Source organism: uncultured Mailhella sp. (assembly GCF_944324615.1).
Classification (GTDB): Bacteria; Desulfobacterota; Desulfovibrionia; order Desulfovibrionales; family Desulfovibrionaceae; genus Mailhella.
Genome location: NZ_CALUWY010000099.1, coordinates 1 through 6,902, shown reverse-complemented (window position 1 = coordinate 6,902; position 6,902 = coordinate 1). Strand labels below are relative to the sequence as shown.

Sequence of the window (6,902 nt, the reverse complement as noted above, 5' to 3'; positions counted from 1 at the left end):
GCCGTTGATTTTCGCGCCCACGCAGTGCGCGCCCACGTCGGTGTGAATGAGGAAGGCAAAGTCGAGGGATGTCGCGCCCTTGGGGAGCCTCTTCACCGCGCCGCGCGGCGTGAACACATAGATTTCATCGTTGAAGAGGTCCATGCGCAGGGAGCTCATGAACTCGCGCGAGTCGGATTCGTCCTTCTGGCGCTCCATGAGGTCGCGCAGCCACTGGAACTGCGGCATGTCCTGCATGGCGATGGCATGGTTGCGCTCCTTGTACATCCAGTGCGCGGCCACGCCGTGTTCGGCCATGTTGTTCATTTCCTCGGTACGAATCTGTATTTCGATGCGCTCGCCCTCGGGCCCTATCACCGTGGTGTGCAGCGACTGGTAGCCGTTGGCCTTGGGCATGGAAATATAGTCCTTGAAGCGGCCGGGAACCGGCTTCCACAGAACATGCACAAGGCCCAGCATGGCATAGCAGTCGCGCAGATCGTTCACAATGACGCGGAAGGCGATGATGTCGTGCATCTCGTCAAGGGGCGTCTTCTGGGCCATCATCTTGCGGTAGATGCTGTAGGTCTGCTTGATGCGGCCGAACACGCGCCCGTTGATGCGGTTTTCGGTCATGATGGCTTCGATCTTGCCGATGACCTTGGAAATGAGCTGCCGCTCCACGATCTGATTTTCCGAAAGCCAGTTCGTGATCTCGGCATAGGCGTCGGGCTGAAGGTAGCGGAAGCTCAGATCCTCCAGCTTCTGCTTGATGAGGTGCAGGCCCAGACGGTTGGCGAGCGGCGCGTAGATGTCCATGGTTTCCTTGGCGATGCGCTGCCGCTTGTGAGGCTTCTGAAATTCCAGCGTGCTCATGTTGTGCAGACGGTCGGCCAGCTTGACCACGGGAACGCGGATGTCGTGCGCCATGGAAAGGATCATCTTGCGGATATTCTCCGCCTGCGCCTCCTCCTTGGTGTCGAAGCTCATCATGGTGATCTTGGTCACGCCGTCCACAATGTCGGCCACCTGTTCGCCGAAAAGCTCATCCAGCTCGTCGATGGAGGAATCGGTATCCTCCACGGTATCGTGCAGAAGCCCTGCGGCCACGGCGTGCTCGTCAAAGCCCATCTTGGCCAGGGTGAGCGCCACGGAGGCCGGATGCAGGATGTACGGGTCCCCGGAGAGGCGGAGCTGCCCGGCATGGGCGGCGGAAGCGTAATCGTAGGCGCGGCGCACCATGGCGGCGTCCGCGTCGGGGTAATGCGTCAGAAGCTGCCCCACGATATCGTCGGCCGAAGGCACCTTCGCGGCCGGCGAACTTTCCCCGGTCACGGGGGAAATCACCATGGATACGTTTTCCGGGCTGTGCGGCTGTTTCTGCCTGCTGTCGCCCGCTTCCTCAGACGGCTGAACAAGGGAAGTCTGACTCATAAGAACCTGCTACTGCTGGAGCGCTCTGGGAACCCACCAACGGTCGAAGTTATAGGTGATGCCCGCCGGCGCGGGCTCTATCCCATGGAACCTCGACTGGACCATGGGCAGAGAATACGGAACATAAAGGAAAAGGTACGGCTGTTCTTCATGCAGGATCTGCTGAAAACGATCGTACAGGCGCTTTCTTTCGGCCCGGTCCGCCGAAGCGCGCCCCTTTTCCAACAGATGATCCACCTCCTCGTTGCAGAAACTCACAAAGTTCAGGCCGTTTCCGGCCGCGGCCGAAGAATGCCACACGTCGAAAATATCCGGGTCGTCCAGAATGTTCCAGGCGAGAATGAGGGCGTCGAACTTGCGCGTGTCCACAAATTCCTTGAGAAACGCCGCCCACTCCACCGTGCGTATGGAAACCTTCACACCCACGGCGCGGAACATCTGCTGCAGAATGACGGCCACCTTGATGCGCTCGTTGTTGCCCTGATTCACCAGAATGGTGAATTCAAAGGGCAGACCGTCCTTTTCCAGCACTCCGTCCTTTCCCGGAAGCCACCCCGCCTCGGCAAGAAGACGGCGTGCCCTTTCCGGGTCATAATCATACGGCTTCAACGAAGTATTGTACACCCATGTTCCGGGCTTGTAGGGGCCGAACGCGGGTTCTCCCATGCCCAGAAGCGCCCCTTTGATGATGCCTTCCCTGTCGATGGCATAGGAAAGGGCCTGCCGTACCCTTTTATCCTGAAAGAAGGGGCTTTTCTGATTCAGGCCGAGATAGGTGTAGCCTGAGGCGAGATACTTGTATTTATGCCAGTTTTTGTCCCACCATTCGCCCTGGGTCTGCCGCAGGTACTGCTGCGGGGAAAGGCCCACGAAGTCCAGCCTGCCCGCCCGGGCCTCCAGAAACATGGTGGTGCTGTCGGGAATGATGCGGTAGATGACCTCGTCAAGGTACGGGCGGCCCTTGAAATAACGGTCGTTGGCCTCCAGCACGATGCGGCTTCCCGCTTCCCACGACTTCAGCTTGAAGGGGCCCGCCCCTATGGGATTGCGGGCGTATTTTGTGGAGGCGATGTTCTCGTGCTCCAGAATATGCCTGGGCAGGATGGGGTGCATCCAGGTGATGGCCGCGCGGGCATAGGGCGCATCGTAGCGCACTTCAAAGGAAAGCGGCCCTGTCTGGCGGTATTCCTTCACGTTGAGAAAATCCGCCGCATAGGCCGTGGGCGTCTTCGGGTCGATCATGAGATTGTAGGTGAAGGTCACGTCGTCCGCCGTAAGGGGGTGACCGTCCTGCCAGACCAGGCCTTCCTTCAGCTTGAAGCGCATGAACGTGCCGCCCTCAAGGACCTCCCATTCCTCGGCAGCGCATTTTATTATATTGAAATCCTTGTCATATTCCAGAGGCGAAGTATAAAGAAGCCCCGACACCTCCGCCGAGGCGGAATCGGAGGCGAGGTAGGGAATGAGGTTTGAGGGCTCGCCGATGCTGCCCATGAGTATCTTCCCGCCGTATTCCGGCCGGGGGGCGGCATCCTGCGCAAAGGAGCGCTCTGCCGCAGTAAGAAGCAGAAAAAACGCAACGACGATCCAGAATGCGGCGAGGGGGGTGTCATTTTGCCGAAAACGTATCCGGCAGAAGTGATTCTGCCCCTGAGCGCTCAAAAAACATAACTTTTTTTTCATGAAAAAAGCCTAGCACAGTTCACTTCTCTTGAAAACTGGGATAATATCGTCTAATCCTAGAGAGCAGTGGCCGGTATTGCCTTTTTCCGCCCAGCCGTTCCCGGCATCATCGTTTCCCTTTTCCGGCCGTGCCCGCCGTACTTTCCGCCCTGTCTATCTTCTGCCACTATTTGAGGACTGTTACCATGAACCGACGAGAGGAAGTCGCCGCCCGTGGACTTGCTGAGACTTTTATTCAGAACACCATACCTGAATACATCACGGAGTACGGACGGTCCATTGAAGCCGAGGGAAACCTCAGCAAATTCACCCTGCGTTTTGAAAACGACGTATGGACGGTGGAAAGCACCGTGCAGGGGGAGGACTTCGAGGCCTACAGCCCGGTAGTCACCATCAACCTCACGGAGCAGCGGGTGGATTCCATGTGCAACTGCATGGAAGCCTTCAACGGCCCCTGCCGCCATGTGGCCGCCACGGCCATACACTTCATCAATTCCCTCGACATTTCCGAAGGCAGGGCCGACCCCGTCCCCGCCCCGCGGGAGGACTGGCGGCAGAGCTTCCGCCACTTCTTCGGCGGCACCTTCGAGCCGGAAACCGGGCGGCATTACTTTCTTTTCCGCTTCTTCCCGGAACCGGGGCGCCTTTCGGTGGAATTTTTCCGCGCCCGGCAGAACAAGACCGGGCTTTCCTCCGTGCGCCAGGAAGTGACGCTGGAACAGATTCTGCGCAACCCGGAATGGTGCGAACATTCCCCGGAACTTCCGGTGGTCTGCCGCCAGATCGCCCAGTATCTCGACTATTACGGCCACCGCGTGGAAATTCCCGACGGGCTTCTGTCGTGGTTCTTCTGGGCCATACGCAAGGAAGACTACCTGTTCTGGAAGGATACGGAAATTCCCTGCCGCATCGAAAGCTCCACCATGGCGCTCAAGCTCCGTCCCTCGCTGGATGACGACGGGCTGCGTTTCGACGTGCTCCTTCAGCGCGAAGGCAAGAAGCCCTTTTCCATCATCGACGAGGAACCGGACGACACCGGCGACATTCCCGCCCCCGCCCATGAAGGCGCCACCTTCCACGGGCAGATGCCTTTGTGGGTGTGCTGGAATCAGGGCTTCTATCCGGTGCAGACCTGCCTGAACCACCGCGTCATTCAGGCGCTGGTGCACAAGGGGCCGGTGATTCCGCAGGAAGACATTCCCGAATTCCTCGACAGGGTGTGGACGCGCCTGCCCGCCTCGGAACTCTACGAACAGGATGAGTTCCTCAAGATCATGGAACCCGTGTTCCAGCCGGCCACCTACAACCCCAAGCTGTTCCTCGACGAAGAAGGGAGCCTGCTCACGCTGGAAGTGCAGAACGTGTACGAAACGCTGCACGGCGAATTCACCCTGCCCGGGCCCAACCCCGACTTCCAGACGGGCAGCTATGTGTACGAGGGCAAAACCTTCCTGGTGCGCCGCAACCAGACGGAGGAAAACTCCCTCATCACCCAGCTTTCCGACATGCGCTTCCAGCCCCGAAGCAGCCGCCTGTGGTTCATGGAGCCGGAAGAGGCCATTTCCTTCCTCCTCGATTCCTACCCCACGCTGCTGGAAAACTGGCGCGTGTACGGCGAAGCCACGCTGTCGCGCTACAAGGTGCGCGCCTCCACGCCCACCATCAACGCCAGTGTGGAAAGCAACGAGAAGGACAAGTGGTTCTCCCTCGACATTTCGGTGGATTACGACGGGCAGAACCTGCCCCTCGACCGCATCTGGAAGGCCTGGCTCAAGGGCAAGCGCTATGTGCAGCTCAAGGACGGCTCCTATGCCAGCCTGCCGGAATCGTGGCTGGAAAAGCTGGCCCACAAGCTCAAGGTGCTGGGACTCGACCCGGCCAAGCCGCCCAAGCAGAAGTTCAAGCAGTACGAGGCCCCGGTGCTCGACAACCTGCTCGAAGATCTGCCCGGCGCGCTGGAGGATTCCTTCTGGAGCAAGCTGCGCGACAATATCCGCAACTTCCACGAGGTGAAGCAGATAGAAACGCCCAAGGGGCTTCAGGCCTCCCTGCGTCCCTACCAGATTCAGGGCATTTCCTACCTCAACTTCCTCAACGAATACGGCTTCGGCGGCATTCTGGCCGACGAAATGGGCCTCGGCAAGACCATACAGACGCTGGCCTTCATCCAGCACATGGTCAATCACGGCGCGCAGGGGCCGAACCTCATCGTGGTGCCCACTTCCGTGCTCCCCAACTGGGACAGGGAAGCTTCCAAGTTCGTGCCCGGCCTTTCCCGGCTCATCGTGTACGGCACGCGCCGCGAGGGCCTGTTCCGCAAGATCGCCTCTTCCGACCTTGTCATCACCACCTATGCGCTGCTGCGGCGCGACATGGAGGAACTGGAACAGCACGAGTTCAACGCCATCATTCTCGACGAAGCGCAGAACATCAAGAACCCCAACACCATCACGGCGCGTTCCGTGCGGCAGATCAACGCGAAAATGCGGCTCTGCCTGTCGGGCACGCCCATTGAAAACAACCTCTTCGAGCTGTGGAGCCTGTTTGAATTCCTCATGCCGGGCTTCCTCGGCAGCCAGCACGCCTTCCAGCGCGGGGTCATCAAGCCCATCAAGGAAGGCGATGCGGAAACGCTGGAATACCTGCGTTCCCGGGTCAAGCCCTTCATCCTGCGCCGTACCAAGGCCGAGGTGGTCAAGGACCTGCCGCCCAAGGTGGAAAACGTCATGTACTGCGCGCTGGAAGAGGAACAGGCGGAACTCTACGCCTCCCTGGCCCGCAAGCTGCGCGAACAGGTGCTGGCCGACGTGGACAAGAAGGGCATGGCCAAAAGCCAGATGTCCATTCTCGACGCCCTGCTCAAGCTGCGGCAGATCTGCTGCCATCCCAAGCTGCTCAAGCTGGATATGCCCGGCTTCAACGCCAACATGCCTTCCGGCAAGTTCGAGGCCTTCAAGGATATGATCCTCGACATCGTGGAAGAAGGCCACAAGGTGCTGGTGTTCTCGCAGTTCGTGCAGATGCTCCAGCAGATACGCGCCTGGCTGCAGATGACGGATATCCCCTTCTGCTATCTGGACGGCTCCAGCAAGGACCGTCTGGAACAGGTGGACCGCTTCAACAACACGCCTTCCATCAGGATCTTCCTCATTTCCCTGAAGGCCGGCGGCACGGGCCTCAACCTCACGAGCGCGGATTACGTCATCCACTACGACCCGTGGTGGAACCCCGCGGTGGAAAGTCAGGCCACCGACCGCGCCCACCGTATCGGTCAGTCCCGTCAGGTGTTCTCCTACAAGCTTATCTGTCAGAACACCGTGGAAGAAAAGATTCTGAAGCTGCAGGAAATGAAGCGCGGTGTGGCCGAGGCCGTCATTCCCGGACAGGATTCCTGGAAGTCTCTCACCCGCGAAGATCTGGAAATGCTCTTTGAAGTATAACACGCCCTCCGGGGCGGAACGCGAAAAAGCCTTCTCCCGCCATGGGGGAAGGCTTTTTCATGCCCTCTGCAACTTCAAGCATCACTTGAAACATACCGCCGGAAACGCGCCGCATGCCGCGCAACGCGATACGGAAAGGCCTGCCGGGCAATGCGCGCCGACCCTCGCCTGCCGTCCCCCGCATCCTGCGGCAGGAAAGGCGCCCTTTTCAAGGGGCATACCCGGAAGGCGGGGGAACTGCCTGCGGAGGTGCCCCCGCGCCATGACTGCCCGGAAAGCCTGCACAGGGAACCGGCCCGCACCCCATGGGGAGAACCGACACCGCCGGAAGGCTACCGTATGGGGAACTTCTTGAATTTCCTTGCC

At 59.5% G+C, this 6,902-nt stretch carries 3 protein-coding genes; 1 reads left to right on the top strand and 2 read right to left on the bottom strand.

The genetic code is table 11. The features are described from left to right. A partial coding sequence (locus Q0K07_RS12640) for a RelA/SpoT family protein (protein WP_294559717.1) occupies positions 1 to 1,329 on the bottom strand: 1,329 nt, incomplete at its 3' end. A 93-nt stretch (positions 1,330 to 1,422) separates the two neighbouring features. Beyond that, positions 1,423 to 2,982: a peptide-binding protein gene (locus tag Q0K07_RS12635; protein ID WP_294559715.1), complete on the bottom strand. Its 1,560-nt coding sequence runs from the start codon at positions 2,980 to 2,982 to the stop codon at positions 1,423 to 1,425. Between the two features lie 299 nt (positions 2,983 to 3,281). Here Q0K07_RS12635 and Q0K07_RS12630 point away from each other — a divergent pair, with 299 nt between their 5' ends. Further along, complete coding sequence (locus Q0K07_RS12630) at positions 3,282 to 6,536, top strand: DEAD/DEAH box helicase (protein ID WP_294559713.1); 3,255 nt, start codon at positions 3,282 to 3,284, stop codon at positions 6,534 to 6,536. Positions 6,537 to 6,902: the final 366 nt, after the last annotated feature.